Annotated in this window: 22 protein-coding genes; 9 read left to right on the top strand and 13 right to left on the bottom strand. The window is 63.1% G+C overall.

Annotation, left to right across the window (positions count from 1 at the left end; translation table 11 throughout):
* Positions 1 to 112: 112 nt before the first annotated feature.
* The 5 genes from CWB41_RS12865 to CWB41_RS12845 all read right to left on the bottom strand — a co-directional run bounded on the left by CWB41_RS12865 (position 113) and on the right by CWB41_RS12845 (position 4,456).
* Positions 113 to 322: a hypothetical protein gene (locus CWB41_RS12865; protein ID WP_129396492.1), complete on the bottom strand. Its 210-nt coding sequence runs from the start codon at positions 320 to 322 to the stop codon at positions 113 to 115.
* 168 nt (positions 323 to 490) lie between these two features.
* On the bottom strand, positions 491 to 1,228 hold the full coding sequence (locus tag CWB41_RS12860; protein WP_115837537.1) for an amino acid ABC transporter ATP-binding protein: 738 nt from the start codon (positions 1,226 to 1,228) through the stop codon (positions 491 to 493).
* 73 nt (positions 1,229 to 1,301) lie between these two features.
* Positions 1,302 to 2,432: an amino acid ABC transporter permease gene (locus CWB41_RS12855; RefSeq protein WP_115837538.1), complete on the bottom strand. Its 1,131-nt coding sequence runs from the start codon at positions 2,430 to 2,432 to the stop codon at positions 1,302 to 1,304.
* Positions 2,429 to 3,421, bottom strand: coding sequence for an amino acid ABC transporter permease (locus tag CWB41_RS12850; protein WP_245411346.1), 993 nt, complete (start codon positions 3,419 to 3,421; stop codon positions 2,429 to 2,431). The genes CWB41_RS12855 and CWB41_RS12850 overlap by 4 nt, the downstream gene beginning before the upstream one ends.
* Positions 3,422 to 3,427: 6 nt before the next feature.
* Complete coding sequence (locus CWB41_RS12845; RefSeq protein WP_115837539.1) at positions 3,428 to 4,456, bottom strand: amino acid ABC transporter substrate-binding protein; 1,029 nt, start codon at positions 4,454 to 4,456, stop codon at positions 3,428 to 3,430.
* Between the two features lie 207 nt (positions 4,457 to 4,663).
* On the opposite strand from CWB41_RS12845, the gene metC reads away from it, so the two are divergent.
* The 3 genes from metC (at position 4,664) to CWB41_RS12830 (ending at position 7,119) form a co-directional block, all read left to right on the top strand.
* Entirely contained in the window at positions 4,664 to 5,845 is a 1,182-nt protein-coding gene (gene metC / locus CWB41_RS12840) for a cystathionine beta-lyase (RefSeq protein WP_115837634.1), read from the top strand.
* Positions 5,846 to 5,949: 104 nt separating this feature from the next.
* The gene (locus tag CWB41_RS12835; protein WP_115837540.1) at positions 5,950 to 6,834 is read left to right on the top strand and encodes a hypothetical protein; all 885 of its coding nucleotides are present in this window, start codon (positions 5,950 to 5,952) and stop codon (positions 6,832 to 6,834) included.
* A 66-nt stretch (positions 6,835 to 6,900) separates the two neighbouring features.
* The gene (locus CWB41_RS12830; RefSeq protein ID WP_115837541.1) at positions 6,901 to 7,119 is read left to right on the top strand and encodes a hypothetical protein; all 219 of its coding nucleotides are present in this window, start codon (positions 6,901 to 6,903) and stop codon (positions 7,117 to 7,119) included.
* Between the two features lie 77 nt (positions 7,120 to 7,196).
* On the opposite strand, the gene CWB41_RS12825 is transcribed toward CWB41_RS12830, so the two are convergent.
* Entirely contained in the window at positions 7,197 to 8,009 is an 813-nt protein-coding gene (locus tag CWB41_RS12825) for an SDR family NAD(P)-dependent oxidoreductase (protein ID WP_115837542.1), read from the bottom strand.
* Positions 8,010 to 8,128: 119 nt separating this feature from the next.
* Between CWB41_RS12825 and CWB41_RS12820 the strand changes: the two genes are divergently transcribed.
* A complete protein-coding gene (locus CWB41_RS12820; protein WP_115837543.1) occupies positions 8,129 to 9,106 on the top strand; it encodes a GlxA family transcriptional regulator in 978 nt (325 codons plus the stop codon).
* 25 nt (positions 9,107 to 9,131) lie between these two features.
* On the opposite strand, the gene CWB41_RS12815 is transcribed toward CWB41_RS12820, so the two are convergent.
* Both CWB41_RS12815 and CWB41_RS12810 read right to left on the bottom strand, forming a co-directional pair.
* The gene (locus tag CWB41_RS12815; RefSeq protein ID WP_115837544.1) at positions 9,132 to 9,590 is read right to left on the bottom strand and encodes a DNA polymerase III subunit chi; all 459 of its coding nucleotides are present in this window, start codon (positions 9,588 to 9,590) and stop codon (positions 9,132 to 9,134) included.
* A 26-nt stretch (positions 9,591 to 9,616) separates the two neighbouring features.
* Positions 9,617 to 11,209 carry a leucyl aminopeptidase gene (locus tag CWB41_RS12810; protein ID WP_115837545.1) on the bottom strand — a complete coding sequence of 531 codons (1,593 nt, stop codon included), beginning with the start codon at positions 11,207 to 11,209 and terminating at the stop codon, positions 9,617 to 9,619.
* A gap of 603 nt (positions 11,210 to 11,812) precedes the next feature.
* On the opposite strand from CWB41_RS12810, the gene lptG reads away from it, so the two are divergent.
* From lptG to rsmA, 5 genes are all read left to right on the top strand, one after another.
* Positions 11,813 to 12,904 (top strand): LPS export ABC transporter permease LptG, encoded by a 1,092-nt coding sequence (gene lptG, locus CWB41_RS12805; protein ID WP_181902989.1) that lies wholly within the window; start codon positions 11,813 to 11,815, stop codon positions 12,902 to 12,904.
* 65 nt (positions 12,905 to 12,969) lie between these two features.
* On the top strand, positions 12,970 to 15,519 hold the full coding sequence (locus tag CWB41_RS12800; RefSeq protein ID WP_165204330.1) for an LPS-assembly protein LptD: 2,550 nt from the start codon (positions 12,970 to 12,972) through the stop codon (positions 15,517 to 15,519).
* Positions 15,520 to 15,594: 75 nt separating this feature from the next.
* Positions 15,595 to 16,542 (top strand): SurA N-terminal domain-containing protein, encoded by a 948-nt coding sequence (locus CWB41_RS12795; protein ID WP_115837547.1) that lies wholly within the window; start codon positions 15,595 to 15,597, stop codon positions 16,540 to 16,542.
* A complete protein-coding gene (gene pdxA / locus CWB41_RS12790) occupies positions 16,542 to 17,558 on the top strand; it encodes a 4-hydroxythreonine-4-phosphate dehydrogenase PdxA (protein WP_115837548.1) in 1,017 nt (338 codons plus the stop codon). Before CWB41_RS12795 ends, pdxA begins: the two co-directional genes overlap by 1 nt.
* Entirely contained in the window at positions 17,555 to 18,421 is an 867-nt protein-coding gene (rsmA, locus tag CWB41_RS12785) for a 16S rRNA (adenine(1518)-N(6)/adenine(1519)-N(6))-dimethyltransferase RsmA (protein WP_115837549.1), read from the top strand. Before pdxA ends, rsmA begins: the two co-directional genes overlap by 4 nt.
* On the opposite strand, the gene gmk is transcribed toward rsmA, so the two are convergent.
* From gmk to CWB41_RS12760, 5 genes are all read right to left on the bottom strand, one after another.
* Positions 18,408 to 19,019: a guanylate kinase gene (gmk, locus tag CWB41_RS12780; protein WP_115837638.1), complete on the bottom strand. Its 612-nt coding sequence runs from the start codon at positions 19,017 to 19,019 to the stop codon at positions 18,408 to 18,410. The two genes, rsmA and gmk, sit on opposite strands and share 14 nt — an antisense overlap.
* Before the next feature lie 65 nt (positions 19,020 to 19,084).
* On the bottom strand, positions 19,085 to 19,969 hold the full coding sequence (locus tag CWB41_RS12775) for a YicC/YloC family endoribonuclease (RefSeq protein ID WP_115837550.1): 885 nt from the start codon (positions 19,967 to 19,969) through the stop codon (positions 19,085 to 19,087).
* Between the two features lie 21 nt (positions 19,970 to 19,990).
* Positions 19,991 to 21,757, bottom strand: coding sequence for an endolytic transglycosylase MltG (mltG, locus tag CWB41_RS12770; RefSeq protein ID WP_245411347.1), 1,767 nt, complete (start codon positions 21,755 to 21,757; stop codon positions 19,991 to 19,993).
* Between the two features lie 169 nt (positions 21,758 to 21,926).
* Complete coding sequence (gene fabF, locus CWB41_RS12765; protein WP_115837551.1) at positions 21,927 to 23,195, bottom strand: beta-ketoacyl-ACP synthase II; 1,269 nt, start codon at positions 23,193 to 23,195, stop codon at positions 21,927 to 21,929.
* A gap of 171 nt (positions 23,196 to 23,366) precedes the next feature.
* Positions 23,367 to 23,609: an acyl carrier protein gene (locus CWB41_RS12760; protein WP_115837552.1), complete on the bottom strand. Its 243-nt coding sequence runs from the start codon at positions 23,607 to 23,609 to the stop codon at positions 23,367 to 23,369.
* Positions 23,610 to 23,621 lie beyond the last annotated feature (12 nt).

The following is a 23,621-nucleotide window of genomic DNA, read 5'->3' as shown; positions in this document are numbered from 1 at the left end:
ATCGGCGCGACGTTCTCGCGCGCCCACAACTTATCATCCGGGGGACGGCTCGCGCGGCGGATCGCAACCTCTCAACAGAATTCCGAACCCCGGGGAATCCGGCCGAAAAGTTTCACGCCAGGCCGCTGCCACGGGCGACGATGGCAATAAGGGCGAGAAAACAACTCAACGATGCCAGCTCCGCCGCATCTTCCAGAAAGGATAGCATCCCGCACCTCCCAAACACATGTAATGTTCTTTCTTTATTCCGTATTTGTTCCTTCGTCAAGTGATCAAAAAAACCTTCAGTCCCGCCTGATACGCAATATTGCTGCGAGATCATCGGCTTGTGCGCCTAACGAGACTCTGTTCCTGTTCTATCCCCTTGTTAATTATGGGGAAATCATGAAAACTTTAAGGAACTTTTCACAAAGTGTCATTTCTTATGGGCATAGGTTCAGGTCCGCCGTCCGGTCGAACGGCCCCGCAAGCCAGCCCGTTCCTATCATCGTCAGCGCAAGATCTGGCTCAGGAATAGCTTCGTGCGCGCATGTTGCGGCGCACTGAAAAACGCTTCCGGCGCGTTGATTTCGACGATTTCGCCCCCGGCCATAAAGATCACCCGGTCGGCCACCTGGCGCGCAAAGCCCATTTCGTGCGTCACGCAGAGCATGGTCATCTTTTCCTCGACCGTGAGCGCCATGATGAGGTCGAGTACGTCTTTCACCGCCTCGGGATCGAGCGCCGATGTCGGCTCGTCGAACAGCATGATCCTGGGGCTCATGCAGAGCGCGCGGGCGATAGCGACGCGCTGCTGCTCCCCGCCCGAGAGCTGCGCCGGATATTTGTCGGCGTGATCGGCAATTTTCACGCGCGTCAGATAATGCCGGGCGAGATCTTCCGCGGCGCGCCGGTCCATCTTGCGCACCTCGATCGGCGCCAGCGTGCAATTCTGCAATACAGTGAGATGACCGAAGAGATTGAAGTGCTGGAAGACCATGCCGACATCGCGCCGCACGGCGGCGATTGAGGCGGGTGTCAGTTCAATCCCGTCGACGGCGAGCCTGCCCTCCTGGAAGCCTTCGAGTCCATTAACGCAGCGGATCAGCGTCGATTTTCCCGAGCCTGAGGGCCCGCAGATGACGATGCGCTCGCCCTGCGCGACCGTCAGATTGATGTCGCGCAAGGCATGAAAGCGGCCATACCATTTGTTGAGATGCTCGATCTCGACGGCGGGCGTCTGGGTCATCCTGTCTCTCAACCTGCCTAGAGCGGGATGCGAAAAAGTGTTTAGCGGTTTTTCGCACAAATCCCGCTCTAATTTATTGGAATCGATCGCGGCCGTAGCCCGCCGCGAGCCGCCGCTCAAGTCCTTGCGCATAGCGCGACAGGCTGAAGCAGCAGACGAAATAGACGAGCGCCGCGAAAGCATAGGCCGTCGGCGTGATCGTCGGGCCGGACCAATTGGGATCGAGCCGCGCCGAATCTACGGTCCGCAGAAAATCGAAAATGCCGACGGTGGCGACGAGCGTCGTGTCCTTGAAGAGGCCGATGAAAGTATTGGTGATCGCCGGGATCGTCAGCCGCAGCACCTGCGGCAGGATGACGAGACGCTGGATCGCCCAGAATCGCAAGCCGAGCGCCTGCCCGGCCTCGTTCTGTCCTCTGGCGATAGCCTGAAGGCCGCCGCGCACGACTTCCGCCATATAGGCCGACGCAAAGAGCGCGACGCCGACGAGCGGCCGCACCAGCCTGTCGGGCTCGACGCCCTCGGGCAGGAACAAAGGCAGCATCGTATTGGCCATGAACAGCACCGCGATCATCGGTACGCCGCGCATGAATTCGATGAAGGCAACCGAGGTCAGCCGCACGGCCAGGGGGCCGAAGCGCCGCCCGAACGCGAGCAGAATCCCGAGCGGCAGCGAGACGACGATGCCGACGGCGGAGACGATCAAGGTGACGAGCATCCCGCCCCAGAGATCGCTGGCAACGCGCGGCAGGCCGAGTGCCGGCCAGCCGTAGAGCAGTACGAAGGCGAGGACGGGATAGACGAGAAAGGCGAGCCACAGGCCGAGTCGCCGCGCCGGCGCACGCGGCGCCAACAGCCAAACGATTAAAAGCCCGCCAACGGCGAAGACAAGATCGACCCGCCAGCGCTGATCGAGCGGATAGGAGCCATAGACGAAATAAGGCAGCTTCTCGGCGATGAACGGCCAGCACGCGCCATCCGTGGCGCGGCAAGTGACGGCATCGCCATGCCAGACGGCGCCGAAGATAAAATAGCGCAGGAGATCGGGCACCGCCCATATGACGAGCACCAAAGCGCCGAACGTGAGTGCGAGCGATTTCGGCGAACCGAGGAGATTGCGCGACAATGCCGCCACGCGCCCATCGGCCTGCTTCGGCGGCGGCAGTTGGGGCGCGGGCGCGGCGCGGACGAAAGCCTGTGTCAATGCACGGCTCCCGCAATCCGGCGGTTGAAGAGATTCATCGCCAGCGAGCCGAGCAGCGAAACGAAGAGGTAGACGGCCATGGTCACGGTGATGACGGGCACAGCCGCACCGGTCTGATTGAGGACCGTCCCAGCGAAGACCTGCACGAGGTCCGGATAGCCGATGAACACGGCCAGCGACGAATTCTTGAAGAGATTCAGATATTGGCTCGTCAGCGGGGGCACGATGAGCCGCAGGGCTTGCGGCACGATGACGAATTTGCGCGCTTGTACGGCGTTGAGACCGAGCGCGGCGGCGGCCTCGCCCTGCCCTTTCGGCACGCCGGCGATGCCGGCACGGACGATCTCAGCGATGAAGGTCGCGGTATAAAGAACGAGCGAGAGCGTCAGCGCGACGAATTCCGGTGAGAGCTTCATGCCGCCGATGAAATTGAAGCCGTGAAACACCGGCAGCGAAAGGCCCAGCGGCGACAACGTCGGCGCCGGCATGAACAGGCCGCGATCGTTGAGAAAAATATGGCCGGGAAAGGCCAGTGACGCGCGCGGTGCCGGCAAGGCTTTCAGCACGCCATTGTACCAGAACAGGATCTGCAGCAGCAGCGGCACATTGCGGAACGCTTCGATATAGAAGCCTGCAAATTTTGCGATGACGAGATTGGTCGAGAGGCGCGCCGCGCCGATCGCGAAGCCGAGAAGGCTCGCAAAAACAACGCCGACCGCACTGACGACGAGCGTGTTGATGAGCCCGACGAAAAACGCGCGCCCATAGGTCGAGGTGAAGGAATAGGCGATCAGATGCGGATCGATGTCGAATCCGGCGCGCTCGTTCCAGAAGCCGAAATCGGTCGGGATATGATGCTCGCGCATATGCGCGAGCGCGAGCGTGGCGGCTTCATAGACGAGGAAGCCAAGGCCAAGGACGAAAGCGATTTGTACGAGCGCACTATGCGCCGCGTTGCCGCGCCGGAACGCGCCGCTCAGCGTCGCCACTGCGGGTCAGCGCACCGGCGGCGCATATTGGATGCCGCCGTGTGTCCACAGCGCATTGATGCCGCGCTTTATGCCAAGTTTGGAATCGACGCCGAGGTTGCGGTCGAAGCTCTCGCCGTAATTGCCGACCGCCTTGATGAAGCGATAGGCCCAATCCTTCGTCAGCCCCAGCGATTGACCGAAATCGCCCTCGACACCGAGCAGGCGCCGCGCGGTCGGATCATCGGAATTTATCTTTTCGTCGACGTTCTTCGAGGTGATGCCCGCCTCTTCGGCGTCGAACATGGCGAAGCCCACCCATTTGACGATATTGAACCATTGGTCATCGCCCTGGCGTACCGCCGGGCTGAACGGTTCCTTCGAGATGATCTCGGGCAGGATGATATTCTGGCTGGGATTGGCGAGTTTCAGCCGCTCGATGTAGAGCGCCGAAGAATCGGTGGTAAAGGCATCGCAGCGGCCCGTGTCGTAGGCTTTCAGCGCCTCATCGGACGTAGCGAAGGCGACCGATTCATACTGCATCTGATGCGAATGGAAGAAATCGGCGAGATTCAATTCGCTGGTCGTGCCCTGCTGCACACAGATCGATGCGCCGGACAGCTCGAGCGCCGAGGATATGTTCAGCCTGTTGTGAATCATGAAGCCCTGGCCGTCGTAATAGTTGATGCCAGTAAACAGCAGGCCCTGCCCCGCCTCGCGCGAAACCGTCCAGGTCGTGTTATGCGCGAGCACATCGACCTCGCCCGATTGCAGGGCAGTGAAGCGATCCTTGGCCGTCAACGGAATGAATTTCACTTTGTTTGGATCATCAAAGATCGCCGAGGCGATGGCGCGGCAGAAATCGACGTCCAGCCCGGTCCAATTGCCGTTGGAATCGGGCAGACCGAAACCGGCGAGGCCCGGATTGGAACCGCAATTGAGATAACCGCGCTGCTTGACCTGGTCGAGCGTACCGGCCGAAGCCGCCCCGGCTGCAAAGACGGCGGCAAGGCCGAGCGAAAGGAGAAAGGCCAGTCTAAGCAATGCGGTTTTCATTTCGTCTCTCGGCTGAAGCGCAACGTGGCGCCGCGACGGGCGCGACTATCAGAACTTTATCGCACCGCGGTCAAGCGCCGCGACAAATTGCCAAAAGCCCAAAATTGCAGCGAATCTGCGATTTGCCGTAAAGCCTCGGGCATAATGGCGACGATTCAGCGCCGCGGACGGAAATTCCGTCCCGGTCCGCGCATCCAGGACAGGACGATGACGAAATCGGACGAGAGCAGGCCTTTGAAGGACCGCACCAAACTGGTGCATGCGGGCCGCCACCCGTTCGAGCAGCATGGTTTCATCAATACGCCGGTCTATCGCGGCTCGACCGTGCTTTACCGCTCCTATGCCGATCTCGTCGCCCGCAATGCCAAATATACTTACGGCACGCACGGCACGCCGACGACCGACGCGCTGGAAACGGCGTGGACCGAGATCACCGGCGCCGCTGGCACTGTGCTCGCCCCCTCGGGCCTTTCCGCCGTCGCGCTCGCGCTGCTCACTGTGGTGAAAGCAGGCGATCACATCCTCGTCAGCGATTCCGTCTATCAGCCGACGCGCAGTTTCTGCGAGCGATTCCTAACCCGGATCGGCGTCGAAACGACCTTCTACGATCCCTGGCTGGGCGAAGACATCGCGTCTCTCATCCGGCCCAATACCAGCGTCATTTTTCTTGAAACGCCCGGCTCGCAGACATTCGAGATTCAGGACGTGCCGGCGATCGTCGCGGTCGCCGCCGCGAAGGGACTCTGCACCATTCTCGATAATACCTGGGCGACACCGCTGTTCTTCCAGGCGCATGGCTTCGGCGTCGATCTCGTCGTCGAGGCGGGCACCAAATATCTTTCCGGCCACGCCGATCTCCTGCTCGGGCTCGTCTCGGCCAATGCGCGCTGGTTCCCGCGTCTGCATGCGACTTTCGATCTCTTCGCCAATTGCCCCGGTCCCGAAGATGTCTTCCTCGCCTTGCGCGGGCTGCGCAGCCTTGAGTTGCGCCTGCGCGAGGCGGAGCGACAGGGTTTGGCCCTCGCCACTTGGCTCGTCGAACGGCCGGAGGTCGCCCGCGTCCTGCATCCGGCTTTGCCCGATTGCCCCGGACATGCGATCTGGAAGCGCGATTTCCGCGGCTCATCGGGGCTGTTTTCGGCGTTCCTCAAACCTACGTCGCAAAAAGCGCTCGCCGCCTTTCTCGACGGGTTGAAGCTCTTCGGCATGGGCTATTCCTGGGGCGGCTATGAGAGCCTCGTCATTCCCTTCGACTGCAGCTCCTACCGGTCGGCGACCAAATTCGCGCCTGAGGGGCCGGCGCTGCGCTTTTCCATCGGCCTCGAAGATCCCGACGACCTCAAGGCCGATCTCGCGGCCGGTTTTGAGCGGCTCAAGGCGGCAGGCTGACGAAACTGCGCGCCGCGCCCTAGTCAGCGTCATGCGATCATGCTCTAAATCAAAGCCTTAGTAGACGACACCGGCGTGTGCTGCCGGGCTGGAGTAACCCTGAATTGTCCGACGCGTATCACGGCGAAGAAGGTCCAGTTCTCGCGCGCGGGCCCGCTGGCCAGGACGTTCTGCGTCTGGCGCTTCTAAGCTTTGCGGCGGTGATCGCTGTCGCGCTGGCGGTCGCGTTTTTCCTCGATGCCGGACGCCAGGCAGCGGAAACGCAGAGCGCCGAGGCGCCGAACGTCACCGCGCCCGAGCCGCCCGCTGCCGAGCCTCTCGCTCTCGCCCGCGGGACCATCGAAAAAGAGATCGCCCACGACGCGCCGGATTACGCCGTCTTTTTCGCCCGGCTCCAATCGGCGCTGCCGAGCCAGTACGACGCGATCCTCGACGATTTCGCCAAGGAATCGCTCGACGGCAAGGATGTGCGGAACGTCGATTCCCTGCTCTCGCAGGCCGTGCGCGAAGTGCGTGTCTCGAACGGCATTCTCGCCGCCAAGGCCGACGGGCCGGCGCTCGCCCGCATTTTCGATGTCCAGCTCGCGATGATGCAGGCGCTGGCAGCGACCGACGCCAAGCTCTGCGTCGATTTCCTTTACGGCGGCGCAAGCGAAGCCTTCTTCACTTTCTCCGCCACGCACCGTCCGCTTGTCGCGGACATGGCCATCGCCGGTCTCGATGCGATCGTCAGCGGCCGCACCAACGGCATCCAGCGCGACCCGCCGGGCGACGCCGACTTCAGCCAGCTTTCGAGCGCGATGAAGGCTCAGGGCGTGAACGATGCCGAAGTCGCCGCAATCCTCGACGGCAAGCAGCCCAATCCGCCGATCCCCGACGCGCGCATGTGCGCCGTTGGCCAGATCTATCTCAAGACGCTCGCAAGCCTGCCGGAGCAAGCACGGCTACGTATCTACGCGCTGGCCGTGTCGCTGATGGCAAGGTCGTAAATTCGCCTACTGCGCCGCCCTGGTTTCATGGTATCAAACGCGGGCACACGTCATGGGGAGTGACCGATGCCAAACGTCTATATCGAGCCTCGCCCGAAGGGCCACCGCGAAGGAAGCCCGATCGAGGATTACGTGATCGAAGATCACGCCGGCCATGCGCTGCATAAGACCAAGACGCAGCACGAAGCGATCGAATGGGCGAAGGCCCAAGGCCATCACCCGCTCGTCGCGCGCGTCCGCCACGAGAACGATAAGAAAACGCCGGGTCATTGGCGCTCCGCGTAGCGATCATGATCGGCGGGGAACGCGAGAGGGCCGCGCTGCGTCCCCCTCGTTGATGCCCGTTGGATCGGTCACGCGGATCAGGCGGCGCTGACGCGATGTGTTTCCACCTCGTAGCGCGGTGCGGGTTTGGCGTTGCCAAACTGTGTTGAAAGTTCGCGGCGGCCCGCTTCCCACCGTGTCCACGCGTCGCCGTCGTAAAGCCCCGGAATGGTGACCAATTCTCCGGCATCGAGTCCAGCGAGCGCTGCATCGACGCAATCTTCCGCGGACATGGTGATCGACGCCGCCTTCTGCGCCGCATAGCCGGCAACGTCCCAGAACTCGGTCGCCGTCGAACCAGGCAGGACGGTCTGTATCCGAATCCCCTTATCCGCCAAGTCCTTTTGCAACGAGTGACCGAAGCTGAGGACATAGGATTTCGACGCGCTATAGACGCCGTTCAACATCTCGACCGCGATACCGACGATAGAGGCGATGTTGATGATCGTGCCGCTGCCGCGCGCCACGAAGGCCGGCGCCACAGCGTAGGTAAGACGTGTCAGCGCGGTGACGTTGAGCTCGATCATCGCCTCCATGTCATCGACATCCGCCTGGAGAATCGACGTAACGGCCCCAAAGCCCGCGTTGTTGACGAGCACACTGATGCTCGGATCGTCCCGCAGCACCGCCTCGACTTTCGCGAGGCCGGCCTTATCGGCGAGATCGGCCGGAAAGACTTTGACCGCGCGGCCAGTCTCCGCCCGCAGCCTGTTTGCGACGGCGTTCAGCCGCTCCGCGTTGCGGGCCACCAAAATCAAGTCATACCCGCGCTTGGCAAGCCGGTCCGCATAGACGGCACCGATGCCCGAAGACGCGCCTGTAACGAGGGCCGTGCCCTTGGCATTGCTCATGGGTTCTATTCCTTTCCGTAATCGCTCAGATTCTGAGCCGCGGGCGGAAAGACAATAGGGTTGCGCGCCGAAGTCTCAAATGTCATATATACGGCTATTTAGGACATAAGGTGTAAGTCATGCGGGACGTCGCATTCCTGGTTTATCCCGGCTATTCGGTGATGGCGCTGGCCGTCGTGACGGTCTTCGAAATTGCCAATCTGCTGGCGGAAGAGCCTGCCTATGAGCTTCATTTTATTTCGGAAACCGGCGGCGCGGTCAAAACCTCTTCTGGCGTGAAACTCGATAGCGAAGCTTTCAGCGATGCCAGGTTCGATACGCTGATCATTGGCGGCGCGACGATCCCCGAGGCGCCGACGCCAGGGTTGATCGCCTTCGTCAAAGCCTCCCCCCAACGTTACAGACGTATCGCTGCGACGTGCACGGGCGCGTTCGTGCTCGCCGAGGCTGGTCTGCTCGATGGCCGCCGCGTCACCACCCACTGGCTTCATGCCCGCGAATTGCAGAAGAAATTTCTCAAGGTGAAAGTCGACGAGGACCGGATTTTCATCAATGACGGCCCGATCTGGACGTCAGCGGGGATGACCGCCGGGATCGACCTCGGCCTCGCATTGATCGAAAGCGATCTCGGGCCGGAAATTGCGAAGTCGGTCGCGCGCAAGCTTGTCATCTACCATCGGCGCGCCGGCGGCCAATCGCAATTCTCCACGCTCCTTGAACTGGAACCCAAATCCGACCGGATTCAGACCGCCCTCGCCTACGCCCGCGAACATCTTCATAAGCCGCTGACCGTGCCCGAGCTTGCTGAGGTGGCGCATCTTAGCCCGCGGCAATTCAGCCGTGCTTTTCATGCCGAGACTGGCCAGTCGCCCGCCAAAGCGATCGAGAACATGCGAACGGAAGCTGCGCGCGCGCTCATGGAGCATACCCGCCATCCGATCGACGTCGTTGCGCGTCAGACCGGGTTTAGCGACCGGGATCATATGCGCCGCGCTTTTTTGCGAGCCTTCGGGCAGCCGCCTCAGACCCTTCGGCGCAACGCCCGCCTTGAAGCCATCGATTGGCAGCTTGAGGTGGGTTCGGACGCAGCGGCGTGAAAGCGGCAAGCGCGAGAAGGGATTTTTATCCCCTCTTCTCCCACCCGCCGCGCTCGTTCTGCTGCCAATAGGTGAGCGGAAAGCCGCTCGACTTCAGCGCTTTCCACTGCGAACGCGCACCGTCGAGCTGGTCGGGATCGTTGCCGTCGAACAGCAGGATTGCGCGCTCATAGGCGGCATCGGCGGCGAGATTTCCGGCGACATCGGCGCCGTCGACGAAGAGCCGCAGCCGCGCCGCGTTGGGATTTTCGCCGCCGCAGGTCAGATAGACCGGCTGCATCTCCGCATCGCCATCGCGGGCGCGTCCGTGCGCGAGAAAGCTGGCATCGGCGTAGGTCCAGAGAACCTCGTCAAGCGCGTCGAGACGTTCCTCGCTCGCGGCCTGGACGACGGCGCGCCAGCCTTGTGCAAGCGCGCGCTCGAGCAGCGCCGGCAAGGCGCGCTCAAGCGGCTGACTTTGCAGATGATAGAACCAGATCTCCATGCGGCCTCGCCGGTCAGGGCGGGGACTTACCCTTCATAATGATCGCTGACGAGCCGCTCCAGAAGCCGCACGCCGAATCCCGAGCCCCAGCTCTGGTTGATATCGTTCGCCGGCGCATTCATGCCGGTGCCGGCAATGTCGAGATGCGCCCAGGGCGTGCCATTGACGAAGCGCTGGATGAATTGCGCCGCGGTGATCGAACCGCCGTGGCGTCCGCCCGTGTTCTTCATATCGGCGAATTTGGAATCGATGAGCTTGTCATAGCTCGGCCCGAGCGGCAGCCGCCAGAGCTTCTCGTTCGTCTCCTTGCCGGCCTCGGTCAACCGCTCGCTCAGCGTATCGTCGTTGGAGAACAGGCCCGCATATTCCTGGCCGAGCGCGACCATCACCGCGCCGGTCAGCGTTGCGAGATCGACCATGAACTGCGGCTTGTACTTGTCCTGCACGTACCAGAGCACATCGGCCAGCACGAGGCGGCCTTCGGCATCGGTATTGATGACCTCGATCGTCTGGCCGGAGAGCGATTTGACGATGTCGCCCGGCCGCTGCGCATTGGAGCCTGGCATGTTCTCGACAATGCCGATGGCGCCGATCGCATCGACTTTGGCTTTACGCGCGGCGAGCGCATGGATGAGCCCGACGACACACGCGGCGCCCGCCATATCGCCCTTCATGTCTTCCATGCCGGCGGCGCCCTTGATCGAAATACCGCCGGTATCGAAGGTCACGCCCTTGCCGATGAAGGCGACTGGCTTCGACTTGTCTTTGCCCTTGTCGCCGCGCCAACGCATGATGACGACGCGGCTTTCGCGCGCCGACCCCTGGCCGACGCCGAGGAGCGCCCCCATGCCGATCTTGGCCAGCGCCGCCTTGTCGAGAATCTCGACCTCGACGCCGAGCTTTTCGAGTTCCTTGGCGCGATTGGCGAATTCTTCCGGATAGAGGATGTTGGCCGGCTCGTTGACGAGGCTGCGGGCGAGGATGACGCCCTCGGCCACCGCCTCGCGGCCTTTGGCGGCGCGCTTGGCCGCGGCGGGATCTTCCACAGCGACAGAAATCGCCGCGGCCTCGCCCGCGTCATCATCCTTTTTCTTCGTCTTGTAGAGATCGAACTTGTAGCTGCGCAGCGTGATGCCTTCGGCGAATTCCGCCGCCGCGGCAGCCGCATCCTTGGGATTGTGCGGCAAGTCGAAAACAACGGTCACTGCCGAAGCGTGGCCAGCCTTGCTGGCGACGATTCCGCCGAGGCTCAGAAAATCCTGTGGCCGCTTGCCCTTGCCGTGATCCTTCCCATGATCCTTGCCCTTGGCGGATTTTTCGCTCTCGTCGCCGCCAACGCCGATGACGAGCAGGCGCTCGGCCGTGAGCCCGGCCGGGGCGAGAATGTCGAGCGTCGAAGACGTTTTGCCCTTGAACTTGGCGGCTCCGGCTGCCTTTTTGACGAGCGCGACGCCATCCTCGCCGATCAGGCCGCGCGTTGCCTTGCCCAGGTTCAAATCTTCGCCAGCGAAGATGATGAGCGTCGATACTTGCTTGACTTTGCCGCTGGCCTTCGCCGGGGGCGTGGCAACCGACAGGGACGCGAGCGGAACGAAATCAACTTTTGCGGCGTGGGGCATCTGGCTCTCTTCTCGTTGCATGGCCTCGAAAACGCGGGACGATTCGAGAGACCGTGCTGCAAAACAGAAACTTAGGGCTCGCCCGGCGTCCGCTGACGGAGGGCGACGGGTGCGGACGCCAAGCCCTAGCACTGCTCGGCATTTCCTCGCCAGTTTTTTCGCCAGAGTCGCCGGCGCCCCGGCGGCCGTGGCCCCGGCGCAACGGGGTTTGCGCATCGCAACGCAATTGCCCTCAAAATGCCCCGAGCAGCTTGCACCAATGGCATCGACTATGTAGCCAAAGAGAGTGAGTTTTCACGGGTCTATCCGCGATTCCGGCGGCCGGACAGGCCGGGCGTCGCGGGAAGCGACCCGGCCGCTGATAGGGAGACGATGCGCGAAGATCTGGGCCCTTTTGGGCGGCCCGTCTGATGTTAGCCATTCTCGCAGTTCCGAACCTGCTTTGGTGGCCGGTCGGCCTATTCTCCACGGAAGCGCCCGCGTTATGTCGTTCGTTGCCAGTTTGACCCGCTCAGCCGACCTGACCGCTGCGCCTGAAGGCGCGGTGCCTCGGGCTGGGGTGGTTTTGGCCGCAGGCGGCGCCGCAAACAAGCGGGCGGCGCTATGAACATCCTCGGAACGACCCTCGGCCGCTACCTGACCTGGCGCTTCCTCAAGACGATCGCGGCGGTCTTCGCCGCCATCGTCGGCACCGTGTACGTCTTCGACCTCGTTGAATTGCTGCGCCGCTCCAACGGCATGGAGGGGGCCAGTCCCGGCTATATCGCCTATCTGGCGCTCCTGCGGACGCCGACTGTGGCGGAGCAGATCCTGCCGTTCTGCGTCCTGTTCGGCACGATGGCGGCCTTCATCGACCTGACCCGCAAGCTGGAGCTGATCGTCGCCCGCTCCGCCGGCATATCGGTCTGGCAATTCCTGCTGCCGCCCGTCGCCATCGCCCTGACGGTCGGCATCCTGTCGGTCACGGCGTTCAACCCGCTCTCGGCGGCGATGAAGCAGCGCGCCGACGTGATCGAGGCGAAGCTTTTCGGCCGAGCCGGCAGCGCGCTTGGCGACGGCAGCCTGTGGATCCGCGAGAGCGGCATCGACGGCGAAGCCATTCTGCGCGCCGAAAGCGCGCTCGATGCCGGCACCCACCTCAAATCGGTTATCGCCTATGTCTACGAGCCGGACGGCAAGTTCGAGGAGCGGATACAGGCGGCCAGCGCGACGTTGCTGCAAGGTGTGTGGAAGCTGCAGGATGCCGAGGTCAGCGCGCCCGGCGAGGACCCGCACAAGGTCGGCATCTACCTGCTGGCGACGGATATTTCTTCGAGCGACCTGTCCGAGAGCTTTCTGACTCCGGATTCCGTCCCGTTCTGGGCGTTGCGGCGGATGCGCGACGAGGCCGCCGTGGCAGGGCTCGATCCGAACGGTCTCGACCTTCAATTCCAGACACTTCTGGCGCGGCCGCTGATGCTCGTGGCGATGGTTTTGATCGCCGCAGCCTTTTCATTAAGATTTTTCCGATTTGGTGGCATCGGCAGGATGGTCGGAGGTGGCATCGCCGCAGGCTTCGTGCTTTATCTCCTGACCAAGATGGTGTCCGATTTCGGCGAAGCCGGCATTTTGAGCGCGTCCGTTGCGGCATGGTCACCGGCGGTGGTCGGCAGCATGCTCGGAGGCCTGGCTCTCCTCAACCAGGAGGATGGTTAATGGGGCGGCGTATTTGCCCCACTGACTTTGGCCCGGGCCGGTCCCCGCTTCGGCCGGCGCTGCGCATGCGCGGCGTCGTGCTCGCGCTTTGCGCGCTATTCCTGTTCGGCTTCGTTCCGGCTAGGCCCGCCCTGGCGCAGACCAGCGGCGGCGCGACGCAGGCCGCCACGCAGCCCGATAAAATGTTCGTCGAGGCCGACCAACTTGTCTACGACAGGGACAAGAACACGGTTTCCGCCGTCGGCAACGCCCGGATCTATTATCAGGGCCGCACGCTTCAGGCTGACCGGGTCATCTACAACCGCAATACCGGTCGCGTCTTTGCCGAGGGCCACGCCAAGCTGATCAACAAGGACGGCAACATCGTCTATGGCGACAGCTTCGACATGACGAAGGATTTCCGCGAGGGTTTTGTCGAAAGCCTGCGCTCGACCTCGACGGAAAAGACCTATTTCAGCGCCCCGCACGCCGAGATCACGCAGGGCGCGATCTCGGTTTACGACAAAGGCACCTATACCGCCTGCGCGACCTGCGCCGACAATCCGACGAAGCCGCCGTTGTGGCGGGTGCGCGCCAAGCGCATCGTCCACAACAACGACGAGCACATGATCTATTACACCGACGCCTGGCTGGAGTTCCTGGGCGTCCCGGTTGCCTATGTGCCGGTCTTCTCCTCGCCGGACCCAACCGTGAAGCGCAAATCGGGCATCCTGTCGCCACAGACGATCAGCAGTTCGATCCTCGGTTTCGGCGTGCAGGTGCCGGTCTTCTGGGCCATCGCGCCGAACTATGATCTGACCTGGACGCCGACCTATTTTGTGAACGAAGGCTTCTACAACGATTTCGAATGGCGCCACCGCCTCGCCAGCGGCAGTTACTTCATTCGCGCCAACGGCATCTTTCAGACCAATCCGAACCTGTTTCCGGAATCGCCCTGGGGCGCGGCAGGCCATTCGTTCCGCGGTTCGCTCGAGACCCGCGGCGAGTTCCTGATCGACAAGTATTGGAAATACGGCTGGAACATCACCGCGCTCAGCGACAAATGGTATTTCTGGGATTACGCCTTCGCCAACCAGTCGAGCGCCTCGCAGTACTATACGGAAACGGTGTCCGACGCCTACCTGACCGGTCAGGGCAATGACAGCTATTTCGATCTGCGCGGCTTTCACTTCGAGGGGCTGACCTCGCGCGACATCCAGCAAACGCAGCCCAACGCGCTGGTGCTCGACTACAACCATCTTTTCGGGCTTGATCCGAAAAAGACCGCCGGCATCGGCGGCGAGGTCGTGGCCGATTTCAATCTCACCTCGGTCTCCCAGCAAATCGCGAGCTATTCGCCCGTCGCCGGAGAGGGGTTTGACCCGGCGACGCAATTGTTCGATCCGGCGGTCGGGCTCTATGAAGCCTGCACGCTGAACAATATGCCCCATTATGTCCCGGGCACGAAGGCAGGCGACTGCCTCCTGCGCGGCATCGGCGGCACGCAGACGCGCACCACGGCCGACCTTTCCTGGCAGCGCAAATTCGTCGATCCGATCGGCGAAGTCTGGACGCCGTTCGTCTTCGCGCGCCTCAATGGCGAATGGCTCGACCTCAATACGAACGACAATTATGAGGTCAGCAATCCGGGCAATGGCGCGAACTATACGTATTTCAACAGCGACCAGACGAATTTCGTCGGCCAGGTCAGCGGCGTCCAGGGTTATGTCATGCCCGGCGCCGGCCTCGAATATCGCTATCCGATCTTCGTCAATACGAGCTTCGGCTCCGCCGTGGTCGAGCCGATCGGGCAGATCATCGTCCGGCCGAACAATCTGGTCGGATCGAATTCGCTTGTGAACATGGACTCCCAGAGTCTCGTGTTCGATGAAACCAATCTGTTCGCCTGGAACAAATATTCCGGTTACGACCAGTTCGAGACCGGCACACGCGCCAATTACGGCGGCCAGGCGACGTTCAATTTGAAGAACGGCGGCTATGTCAATTTCATCGCCGGCCAGTCTTACCAGGTCGCCGGCACGAACGGCTTCGATCAGCCAAGCGCGGTCAACAACGGTCTCGCCTCAGGGCTCGAGACGCGCGCCTCGGACTATGTCGGCGCTCTGACCGTCGCGCCGCTTCCGTTCATGGATTTCACCGCCAAGGGGCTCTTCAATACCCAGACCTTCCAGCCCGACCGGCTCGATATCGCCTCGGACTTCAACCTCGGCGCGTGGACGGGCGGCGTCGACTTCGCCAATTACGCCGTTCAGCCGGTCCTCGGCTATTACGTGCCGCGCGAGGGGCTGAGCCTCAATTCACGCTATCAGATCACGCCGCACTATTTCGTCCAGGGCAATATCACCTTCGACATGAGCCGGCAGTATTATCCCCCTTCGTTGACGGGCAACAACAATGTCGGGCCCTGGGCCGTGGCCTCCGAAGGCATCGGCGCCGGCTACCACGACGAATGTACCTCCCTGCTCGTCAACTACAGCTCGGTCTATCAAGACATCGGCACCGGAACGATCGTCCATAACCAGACCTTCCTGGTCCAGTTGCAATTGCGCTCGCTTGGCGATGCGCGCTACAGCCAGACCTCCTACGCCAATGGTGCCCAGTCGCTCGACAGATAATTGCCGTTTTGCATTGCTCTAGATACGATTCGTGGAATTTTCGACGGGGATCGAAGAATTGGGAGAAAGGCCCCGATGTTGGGTTGCTTCAGCTTGAACAAACATGGACTGAACGTATCGCTCACCGCAGCCGCCGCTTTTTGGCTGCTTGTCGCGGGAACGTTTCTCTTCGCGCCGCAGCGCGCGCATGCGCAGGAAATCATCGCAACGGTCAATGGCGCGCCGATCACCAGTTGGGATGTCGCGGAACGCGAGAAGCTGCTGCGCGTAATGCACAAGCCCGCAACTTACGACGACGCTCTCAACAGCATGATCGACGATGCGCTCAAGCTTGGAGAGACCTCGAAATTCAAGATCTCGGTCTCGGATTCCGAAATCGGCCAGCAGATCGCCGTGGAAGCCAATCAACTCGGAACCTCGGCCGCAGCGCTGCTGGGCGCAACGCAGCGGGCCGGCATTTCGGAACAGCATATCAAGGATCATTTCAGCGCCGACTTCGAGTTCAACCTGCTTGTGCAGGCCTATAACAAGGGCGTCGACGCGAGCGAGGGCGCCATCCGCGCCGAACTCGCCAAGGACGGCGGCAAATCCGCGGCCGGGATCGATTACAAGCTGCGGCAGGTCATCTTCACCCTGCATGGCGGCAATATCTTCGCCGAGACGCAAGCCCGCGTCAAAGCCGCCGAACAATTGCGCACGCGCTTTACCAACTGCGCCGACGGCGTGCCACTGGCACGCGGGATGGACGATGTCGCGGTGAAGGACGAAATGACGCGCAATTCGCTCCAAATCGGCGATGCGCTCAAACAATTGCTGGACAAGACCCCGACCGGACATCTCACGCCGCCCGAACGCACCGCCGAAGGCATCGAGATGATCGCCGTCTGCAGCAAGGGCATATCGACCGACGACACCGCCGTGCGCAAGGCGATTTCCGAACGGCTGCTGGGCGCGCAAATGCGCGCGGACGCCGACCGCCGGCTTGCCGAACTGCGCTCCTACGCCGTCATCGTCAAGCACTGATGTCGGCGCCGCGCGGCCTTGTGGCGCTGACGCGCGGCGATCCGTCCGGCATCGGCCCGGAACTGGCGCTGAAGGCCTGGGCGGCCTTGCACGCGGACGCCACGGCGCCCGCCTTTTTCATCATCGCTGAGGCCGATCATCTCGCGGACGTTGCGCGGCGCTTCGGCTTGAATGTCCCCGTCGAGGTGGCAGACCCCGCCGAGGCGCTGGCGCTTTTTCCACGCGCCCTGCCTGTTATCGGGCTGCGGGGCAAAGTCGCAGGAGCCCTCGGCGCGCCCGATACCGCCGATGCCGCGGCGACCGTCGCATCGATCGAAATGGCAGTCGAGCTGGTCCACAGCGGCGCGGCCGACGCGCTCGTCACCAATCCCATCGCCAAGGAAGTCTTGCAGCGGGCGGGCTTCGCCCACCCCGGCCACACCGAATTCCTCGGCGAATTGGCGGCGCGCTTCTATGGCCAAAAGGCGCGGCCGGTGATGCTGCTCTGGTCGCCGACGCTGGCAGTCGTGCCGGCGACGATCCATGTGCCGCTGGCGCAAGTCCCGCGCCTCATCACCCGCGAACTGCTGATCGCGACCGGCGAAATCGTCAATGCCGATTTCAAGCGCCGCTTCGGCCTCGCGGCGCCGCGGATCGTCTTCAGCGGGCTCAATCCGCACGCGGGCGAAGCCGGGCATATGGGACGCGAGGAAATCGAGATCATCGCTCCGGCGGTCGCGGCGCTGCGCGAGGCCGGCATCGACGCGCGCGGCCCCTACCCGGCCGACACCTTGTTCCATGCCTCCGCGCGCGAAAAATACGATGTCGCGATCTGCATGTACCACGATCAGGCGCTGATCCCGATCAAGACGCTCGCCTTCGACAGTGCGGTCAATGTGACGCTCGGCCTGCCGTTCGTGCGCACCTCGCCCGATCACGGCACGGCCTTCGACATTGCCGCCGCGGGCACGGCCGATCCGGCGAGTCTCATCGCCGCGCTGCGCCTTTCCGCCAAACTCGCGAAGGCGCAAGCGTGAAAGACGCTCTGCCGCCGCTGCGCGAGGTGGTCACCGCGCACGGGCTCGCTGCCCAGAAAAGCCTCGGCCAGAACTTTCTCTTCGATCTCAATCTTACCGCGCGCATCGCCCGCGCGGCGGGGCCATTGGAAGAAGCCACGATCGTCGAGATCGGCCCCGGCCCCGGCGGCCTCACGCGGGCGCTGCTGGCGGAAGGCGCGCGCCGCGTCATCGCCGTCGAGCGCGACCCGCGCTGCCTGCCGGCGCTCGCCGAAATCGCCGCGTATTATCCGGACCGTCTTGAGGTTATCGAAGCCGACGCGCTCGCGACCGATCTCGCCGCGCTCGTCGGCGCGAACCGCCCGGCGCGCATTTGCGCCAACCTGCCCTATAATATCGCGACGGCGCTGCTGACGGGCTGGCTCGAAGCTCCAGCCTGGCCGCCGGTCTTCGACCGCTTCGTGCTGATGTTCCAGAAGGAAGTCGCCGAGCGTATCGTCGCGACGCCGAAGGAGCGCGCCGATTACGGCCGGCTTGCCGTGCTCGCCAATTGGCGCTGCACGACGCGCATCCTCTTCGACGTTTCTCCTGCCGCCTTCACGCCGCCGCCGAAAGTGACATCCTCCGTCATCGAGCTTGTGCCGCGCGCCGCGCCGCTTGCCTGCGATGTCCGATTGCTCGCGGCGGTGACGCAGGCCGCCTTCGGCCAGAGGCGCAAGATGTTGCGGCAGAGCCTGAAGAGCCTTGGCGTCGATCCGCTCGCTTTGCTTGCAGCCACCGGAATCGAACCGACCCGGCGCGCGGAGGAAATCGAGGTTGCAGGGTTCGTGGCGCTTGCGAATGCGCTGAAGGCCGAGCGGAGCGGCGGCGTTATTTCTCGCTGAGCAGCGTCTCGACGAAGGCCTCGATCCCCGGCGTCTGCCGCACGGCACGGCTACGCTCGGCGGTCAGGATCGCGACAAGTTCCCTGAATGTCTTCTGCAGATCGTCATTGATGAGCACGTAATCATAGAGCCTCCAGCGGCGGATTTCATTGGCGGCATTGGCAAGCCGCGACGCGATGGCCTCGCCGGAATCCTCGGCGCGGCGTTCGAGCCGCGACTTCAGCTCCTTCATCGAGGGCGGCAGGATGAAGATGGTGACGACATCCTCGCCCGCTTTGGCCTTCACCTGCTGCGTGCCCTGATAATCGATGTCGAAGAGAACGTCGCGGCCTTGCGCTAGAGCGCGCTCGACCGGCTCGCGCGGCGTGCCGTAGCAATTGCCGTGGACCTCCGCCCATTCCAGCAACTCGCCCTCGTCGCGCAGCTGCTCGAACCTTTTGTGGGTGATGAACTCGTAATGGATGCCCTCGACCTCGCTCGACCGGCGCGGACGCGTCGTGACCGAGATCGACAGAGTCAGATCAAGCTCGGGTCTTTGCAGCAGCATCCGCGTCAAGCTCGTCTTGCCCGCGCCGGAGGGCGACGACAGGATAAGCATGAGGCCGCGCCGCTTCAGGCCGCCGCCGTCCGTATCATTATGCGCTGCAAGGGCCACGCAAACCCCTATTCGATGTTTTGAACCTGCTCGCGGAATTGCTCGATCTCGACGCGCAATTCAAGTCCGATCGCCGTCAGGCTCGCATCATTCGATTTCGCGCAGAGCGTATTTGCCTCGCGCCCCAGCTCCTGGGCGAGAAAATCGAGCCGCCGGCCGATCGGGCCGCCCTTCTGCAAAAGCTCATTGGCCGCCGCGATATGGGTTTCGAGCCGGTCGAGTTCTTCGCGCACGTCGGCTTTGGCGGCAAGCAGCAGCGCCTCCTGATAGAGCCGCGTCTCGTCAAATTTATTCTGCCCGGCCAGCAGCGCGACCGATTCGGCGAGCTTGGCACGAACCGCCTCGGGCTTGCGCGCTGGACAATCCTCCGCTGCCTGGCGCAGCGTCGTGAGCCGGTCGAGGCGCTGCGTCAGGATCAGCGCCAGGGCGGCGCCCTCCTGCTCGCGCATCGCGGCGAGCGCGGTAACCGTCTCACCGAGACCTTCGAGCGCAGCCCGCTGTACCGCCAGCAAATCGGATTCCTCATCGCCCGCGTCGCGGATTTCGATGACGCCCCGCACGCCGAGCAGGCCGTCAATAGAGGCCGGGCGCAAGGTGTCGTTAGTGCCGACATGCGAGATCGCTTCGGCCAGCCGGCGCAGCAGCCCCTCGTTGAGATAGACCTCGGGAGTCACGGCTTCGCGCTGTGCCGACAAGGTCGCGTAGCAGGTGCCGCGCGTAAGCTTCTTGCCCAGGCTAGCGCGCGCCTCCGCTTCGATCGCATCAAACCCTGACGGGAGCCGCAGGCGCAGGTCGAGCCCTTTGGCGTTGACCGATTTCACTTCCCAGGCCCAGCGGAAATTCGCCGTGGCGCCGGAGACCCGCGCGAAGCCGGTCATGCTGGCGATAGTCAATTGAGCCTTATTGTCCCGAGATCACTTGAAGTCCGAAGGCGGCGGCACCGTCTTCGCGTAATTCAGATCGTAAGTCGTATTACGCAAAGGGTCGAGCGGCGTGCCCTCCGAAGCATCGATGATCTTCGGATGCGCCGGAGGTTGGCGCCCGTTCGGCGCCGCGGCGCCAAGCGCAGCGGCGGCGGCGAAAGCCTTCGGATCGGCGGGCGCGACGGAGGCCGAGCTATCGACCGGCCCGTCCAGCAGCTTGCGGGTCGAGGTCGGCTGATCGATGCCGCGGACGGTTATGCCGAGATCGTCGAGGCTGGGGCCCCCGTAGGACGATGCGGCGGTTTGGACGCGGGCGCCAGCTGGCGCGGATTGTGCCGGCGCGGGCGGAGCAGATGCATCGGCGATCTCGGCCGCGGGGTCCGTCACGGCCGGTTGGGCCCGAACCACCTGCGGCATGGCCGGCTCGACCTGCGCGATCGCCGCCGCTGCTGCGCCGACCCCGAGGCTCGGCGCGTAGGAGCTTACGCCGCCACCCGCCGCGCTGAAGCTCGCCGGCAAAGCGCCGAAGACCGAGGAATCATTGTCGCTGTGCTGATCATGCCCGGCGGGTCCCTGCGGGACATATTTGTCGATCTCCGAACCCGCCTTGTCCTTGGCGTCTTTCTCGATTTGGCGCCAGTGCGCGACATTGCGCTGATGCTCTTCAAGCGTCCCGGAAAAGACATGCCCGCCCGTGCCATCGGCAACGAAATAAAGATCGGACGTGCGCGACGGATTGGCGACGGCTTCGAGAGCGGCGCGGCCCGGATTGGCGATCGGCCCCGGCGGCAGGCCCTCGATGACATAGGTGTTATAGGGCGAAGGCTTCTCGACATCGGCGCGGGTCAACGGCCGGCCGAGTGAGCCCCTGCCCTCCATGATGCCGTAGACGATCGTGGGATCGGATTGCAGGCGCATATGCTTGCGCAGCCGGTTGAGGAAGACCGAAGCGACATGCGGCCGCTCATCCGCCTTGCCGGTTTCTTTCTCGACGATCGAGGCGAGCGTCACGAGTTCATAGGGCGAGTTCAGCAGAAGATCGGGCGCGCGATGCGCCCAGATCTGCGCGACCAAGCGGTGGTCGTCCTCCTGCATCCGGCGAATGAGATCGGCGCGCGGCATGCCGCGTGGAACCTTGTAAGTCTCGGGCAGAAGGCTTCCCTCGGGCGGCGTTTCGCGAATGTCACCCATCAGGACATCATTGCCGCGCAGACGGCTGACAACCTGATCGCTGGTCAGCCCCTCCGGAATCGTCACCGAATGAAGAATCTGACGGCCGGAGACGAGCGTGTCCATGACTTCGCTCATGCTGGCGTTTTGATGGATCAGATATTCGCCGGCCTTCACCCGCGAGCGATCGCCTTCGACAAGCAGCGCGATATTGAAGATCAGCGGACTGTCGATGATCCCTTCGTCCTGGAGCTGGCCGACGATATCGGCGACCTCCGTGCCCGGCGCGATGTAGAATATTTTGTCGGCCTGCAGCGGCCCCGGCTGCTGGAGACGGTGTGCACCCCAAACGACGCCGAAAAGGCCGGCAAAAGCGACGAGCAGGAGGAACGACAGGAAACCCGACAGCGCGGACAGAGTCGGCCGGCGCTTGTGCGGAGTCGGCGGCGGCGGCGGCATATCCGGCTGTAAAGCCTCGTTCGGGCTCTGCAACTTCGGGCGGCGGCCAAAGAAACGCGCCGGCTGCCCGCCGTCATCGGCGCGCTGCCGCGCCAAAACGCTTTCATCCTTTGGTGGCGAGCTTGCCATGTACCTGTCCATCCAGCCGACAGACGTGTCTTACACGAAATCCGCGCACCGCACCAAACCGGCGCCGCCGCAGCCAAGGTCACGAGAATGTTACAAATAAGAGCAGCTATTTGCGGAGGAAATACGGCTTGGCCTTAGCGCGTTTTCCAGCCGGATAAAGCCGTCGCGCCTAGGCGACGGCCTTGAGAATCAGGCTCGCGTTGGTGCCACCGAAGCCGAAGGAATTCGACAAGGCGAATTCGACCTCGCGCTTGCGTGCCTTGTGCGGCACGAGATCGATCGTCGTCGTCACCGACGGATTGTCGAGGTTCAACGTCGGCGGAACGATCTGGTCGCGAATCGCCAGGACGCAGAAAATCGCCTCGACCGCGCCCGCCGCGCCGAGCAGATGCCCGATCGCTGATTTGGTCGATGACATCGACAGGGCGTTGGTGCCGTTGGTCGTATCCAGCAAGCCATGAACGGCGGTGAGTTCCGCTTCGTCGCCCAGCGGCGTCGAGGTGCCGTGCGCGTTGATGTAATCGATGTCATGCGCTGTGATCCCCGCGCGCTTCACCGCGGCGCGCATTGAGCGCAGCGCGCCGTTGCCGGTCGGATCTGGCGCGGTGATATGATAGGCGTCGCCGGAAAGACCATAGCCAACGACCTCGGCGTAGATTTTGGCGCCGCGCGCCTTGGCGCCATCGTAGCTTTCGAGCACGACGCAGCCGGCGCCGTCGCCCATGACGAAGCCGTCGCGATCGCGGTCATAGGGGCGCGAGGCCTGCTTCGGCCGGTCGTTGAAATTCGTCGAGAGCGCCTTGCATGCGGCAAAGCCGGCGATGCCGATCCGATTGATCGCCGATTCCGCGCCGCCCGCGACCATGACGTCGGCATCGCCAAGCGCGATGAGCCGTGCCGCATCGCCAATTGCATGTGCGCCCGTCGAACAGGCGGTCACGACTGCATGGTTCGGCCCCTTCAGGCCGTGCATGATCGAGACATAGCCACTGACGAGATTGATCAGACGGCCGGAGATGAAGAACGGGGAGACGCGGCGCGGGCCCTTCTGAAGCAGGGTGATGGCCGTCTCGGCGATACCGCCGAGGCCGCCGATACCGGAGCCGATGAGCACGCCGGTGCGCTCACGATCTTCCTCGGTCTCCGGCTTCCAGCCCGCGTCCGCCAGCGCCTGCGTGGCGGCGGCGACGCCGTAGATGATGTAATCGTCGACCTTGCGCTGATCCTTCGGGTCCATCCACTGGTCGGGATTGAAGGTCGCATCGCTGCCATCGCCGCGCGGCACCTGCATGGCGATCTTGCAGGCGAGATCGGAGGTTTCAAACCCCTGGATCAGGCCGGCGCCACTCTGGCTGGCGATAAGACGCTGCCACGTCGCCTCGACACCGCAGGCAAGCGGCGAAACCACGCCGAGACCGGTAATCACCACCCTGCGCATCGCAGATCGTCCACTCCTGACGGGCTTCGCAACCCGCGTGGTTTCTATTTCATTGCCGCGCCGTGTTTGCAAACCGCAAAATCGACGCGAGAAAACTGGGGAAAGTTGATGCTGTATGAAGGCGCCGGGCGGCAGCGCGAAAATCCGCCGCAGCCGGCACCGGAGAGCGGATCAGCTTGCCGCCGTGGCCTTGTCCAGGAAGCGGACCGCATCGCCCACAGTGACGATCGACTCGGCCGCATCGTCCGGGATCTCGACGCCAAACTCTTCTTCGAAGGCCATCACGAGTTCAACCGTATCGAGCGAGTCAGCCCCGAGGTCTTCGATAAAGTTCGCGTCGTCAGTGACCTTGTCGGCGTCGACGCCGAGATGCTCGATAACAATTTTCTTCACGCGCTCGGCGACATCACTCATGTTTGATCCTTC

This window comes from Methylovirgula ligni, assembly GCF_004135935.1.
GTDB lineage: Bacteria > Pseudomonadota > Alphaproteobacteria > Rhizobiales > Beijerinckiaceae > Methylovirgula > Methylovirgula ligni.
This window is presented reverse-complemented; position numbering and strand designations above follow the sequence as displayed.